At 38.0% G+C, this 3,510-nt stretch carries 4 protein-coding genes; all 4 read right to left on the bottom strand.

The genetic code is table 11. From position 1 onward, the window contains the following. Nucleotides 1–107 precede the first annotated feature (107 nt). Nucleotides 108–383 carry an SGNH/GDSL hydrolase family protein gene (locus tag H1P_RS31850; protein WP_144875274.1) on the bottom strand — a complete coding sequence of 92 codons (276 nt, stop codon included), beginning with the start codon at nt 381–383 and terminating at the stop codon, nt 108–110. A gap of 269 nt (nt 384–652) precedes the next feature. Further along, on the bottom strand, nt 653–1,582 hold the full coding sequence (locus H1P_RS31845; protein ID WP_144875272.1) for an SGNH/GDSL hydrolase family protein: 930 nt from the start codon (nt 1,580–1,582) through the stop codon (nt 653–655). Between the two features lie 652 nt (nt 1,583–2,234). Then, complete coding sequence (locus tag H1P_RS31840; RefSeq protein ID WP_144875270.1) at nt 2,235–2,825, bottom strand: CPBP family intramembrane glutamic endopeptidase; 591 nt, start codon at nt 2,823–2,825, stop codon at nt 2,235–2,237. A gap of 6 nt (nt 2,826–2,831) precedes the next feature. Continuing rightward, on the bottom strand, nt 2,832–3,510 hold a 679-nt coding region (locus tag H1P_RS31835; protein ID WP_144875268.1), incomplete at its 5' end, for a DUF3326 domain-containing protein.

Below are 3,510 nucleotides of genomic sequence, written 5' to 3'. Positions count from 1 at the left end.
TTAGAAACAGAATAAGAACTAATATATTATTTGGTGTTTTTGAAGATTGGCGATTGCTATAAACGGCTATATTCAAGCAAATTCATTTAATTATTTCCTTGAGAAAATTATCTGCGGAATGTCAGATTAAAATTACTGTCGCCAGAAGTTGCACCCCCAATAGCAAAATTTATCCCATCATTGGAGCCATTATCTTGGGTGAATGGATCGATAGTTAAATCTAGTTCCTCAGCCAAAGAATCTACCCAAACATCTCCGTTAGAAAAACGTCCTGGTTCATAAGAAGGAGCATTGGGAATTTGACCACCAGTAATACTTAAAAGATTACCTGTATCGGAAAGACTATCTCCGAAAAAATAAGCTCGATCAAAGTTAGGTGACATCAGCTATCTGTTGGGTGAATTTTTAATGTACTGATTTACAATACAATAATCTTACGTACTTTCTCCGTAAATACACCCACAGTACTTTAAAGAATTACAAGAATTTAAAGAATGTGTATCGACTTCGATTTGAATGACGTTGCATTATCATCTCAAACTAAACCGAACCAATGGGACGCTCGAGACAATCAAAAGTAGCAGGTAAGAAAAGTAACAAGACTTTTGAAACCAATAATTTCAAAATCATCCCGCAAACGTGCAACGCTCAATTAATCAAGTATTAAACCTTCATCGTTTAATTCATCCATGACTAAATCTGTAACCAAACTCTGTGCTGTAGTAGTGGGATGAACACTATCCCAAAATAAAAATTCGTTGGGATTACCTTGAGAAGGTGGGTTCTCTATTTCGGCATAAAGATCGATCCCAGTATAATTATCGGTGATATTAGTGAAACCAAATCTATTCGGGTCATCTCTGATGTCGTCAAATAGCTCGTTAACATCTACTTCAATGATGTTGACATCAGGATTAGCTGTTTCAGTGTTTCTTGCCAAACGTGAAAGCCTTCTATTGTGTATATTTGTTAACTTTCTGAGGTCTCTTCGATCTTGGCTAGTCAAATCTTGAGCCAAAGGAGTTCGATCCAAGTCTGGTAAGTTAAAGACAACAATATCTTTTCCTCCTGCATCGATCATCTCTTGGATTGCTCCTCCGATATTGATATCGACAACTTCGATTACTGCATCTTTTCTTTCTCTTCTCGTTTCGGGAAAGTCGGTTTCAATTACATCTGGAGTACTTTCGTCATCCTCAATAAAACTAAAGTAATCGTTAGAACCAACCCAGAGAAAAAACAGATCGTCGTTCAATTCTTGAGGACTTTGAAAGCGTGCTAATAGCTCAAAAGTATCAATTTGTTGCTTTAAACCAGGAAGAGAACCACTATAATTACTTCTCCCAGAAGTCGCACCCCCAACGGCAAAATTCAAATCATCATTGGAAAAAATATTTCGAGTAACAGGATCGACATCTAAATCCAGTTCCTCCGCCAAAGAATCTACCCAAACATCTCCATTAGAAAAACGCCCTGGCGCATAAGGAGCAAAAGGAACTTGACCAAAAGACAAACGAAGAGCATTCCCTGTATCGGAAAGGCTATCTCCGAAAAAATAAGCTCGATCAAAGTTGGCTGACATTAGCTTCTATTTAAGTGAATTTGTAATGTACTAATTCACATTACAATAACCTTACGTACTTTCTCCGTAAATACACCCACAGTACTTTAAAAAATTACAAGAATTTAAAGAATGTGTATCGACTTCAATTTGAATGACGTTGCATTATCCTCTCAAATTAAAGTGAAATTTGAATGTATTAATTTATCCTACAATAATTTTACGGATTTTTTACGTAAATTCACTTACGATAACTTACAAAATATTTACACGCTTTAACTTTAATGTATTATCTGTAAGATACTCTCAAAAATGCCGTCAATTAATTTAATGCAGTTCTTGAGATTTTTCACATAGGGGTGTAGTGAAAAGAATTATTTGATCGCTATGGAAAATAGAATAGTTTCTCCAGACGCTTTATCAGGTGGAATAAGAAAAATCTTTGGTAACGCCTGATGATACAAGTAAGTGATTGCTCTGACCTGGAGAAATTAATCCCAGTCAGTAGCATTATCCACACTCATACCTTGTGCAGTCGGCGCAAAAAGGGTCAGAAAACCAAGTTTTAAGGCGTTCGTTCTAGAGGTGGATTCAGTAGTAAGAAAATCTACGATCTAGTTGATGAGCTTGATAATTTGTAATTTGTGAATCAACAATGCCAATAATTTTAGTGCTAATTTTCCGTAACTTCTGGGTGCTGAAATTTCCACAAACAACTAGAAACTAAATTGGTAATGATATGGGCGGTAATGGGGATTAATAAATTACCAGTAATTAAAGCAATATAGCCCAAGGCAAAGCCTACTATAGTAGCCCATACTACATAGGGCCATTGATTAGCACCACTCAAGTGTAATACACCAAACAATAAACTAGAAACAATCACTGCAAATAGATTTAAGCCAAAAGCGGGTAACATGACACCCCGAAATAATAATTCTTCGCTTAAACCTGGCAACAAACCCAACCAAATTAAATCTGCCCACACCAAGGGTTTTACCACTAACTCTAGGTAAATATCTGCGCTGTGGCGATAAGCAGCCCATAAACGATAGATAATACTGCTAGCAATAGTGATTCCTACTGCCAGTCCAATCGACCAGATTAGAGCTTGAGTATCAAACAGCAAAGGCAACATGGTGACAGAACCAAGTTTTTGCCATAGTTTCGATATGGTGAGTAAAACTACTGCTGTTACTCCCATTACTATTAAAATTTGAGTACGGGTCAGGGGTTCGATTTCAGGGTTATTATAATTTGCCACTGATTTTTATGATAAGCAATGTAGAGATGATAGAGATGGATGAAGAGCAGTAATACTGATGCCAGCACGACGAGCTACTAATACACCCAAAGCTTCTAAGTAAGAGTTTACTCTAATACTTTTGATTCCTAAAGTTTCTGGAGTAACTTGCATTTGAGTAATGTTTTCTTGAACAGTAATAATAGCGGTTTTAGAATTACTTAAACTTAGTACGGCACTACCACCACAGGCGGTTTCGGGGATTACCACTGCATCAATTTCCGAACCCCAAATCAAATGGGGATTCGCTTCGTATTTCGTAACAAATTGGGGAGCGCGAGCCAGTCCGACTAAAACACAAGGTAAAAAAGTGTAGCCTAATTCTTCGGCTGCTGCACGGGGAGATAAATCGGGATCGACAGGGATGGCTGCTAAGGCGGGAGCATGGGCTGCGGGAATCTGAAAATGACGTACTATTAAATGAGAAATAATAGCTTCTGCACCAGCAAGATGATCGACTCCTGAGCCATGACGATAATCTTGTAAGGCTTGAGAGTCGATATCATCAGGGAAACGAGCGACTACAGCAATGGCTTCTGCTCCTGCTTGTTTGATTAGTTTTTCGACACCCCGCAATAAACTCCCAGGGTTGCCAATAGTTCCCCAACTAGCTCCAGATGGAGCAGTTTGCAGCTTAACGTCCAAA

This window comes from Hyella patelloides LEGE 07179 (assembly GCF_900659865.1).
Classification (GTDB): Bacteria; Cyanobacteriota; Cyanobacteriia; order Cyanobacteriales; family Xenococcaceae; genus Hyella; species Hyella patelloides.
This window is presented reverse-complemented; position numbering and strand designations above follow the sequence as displayed.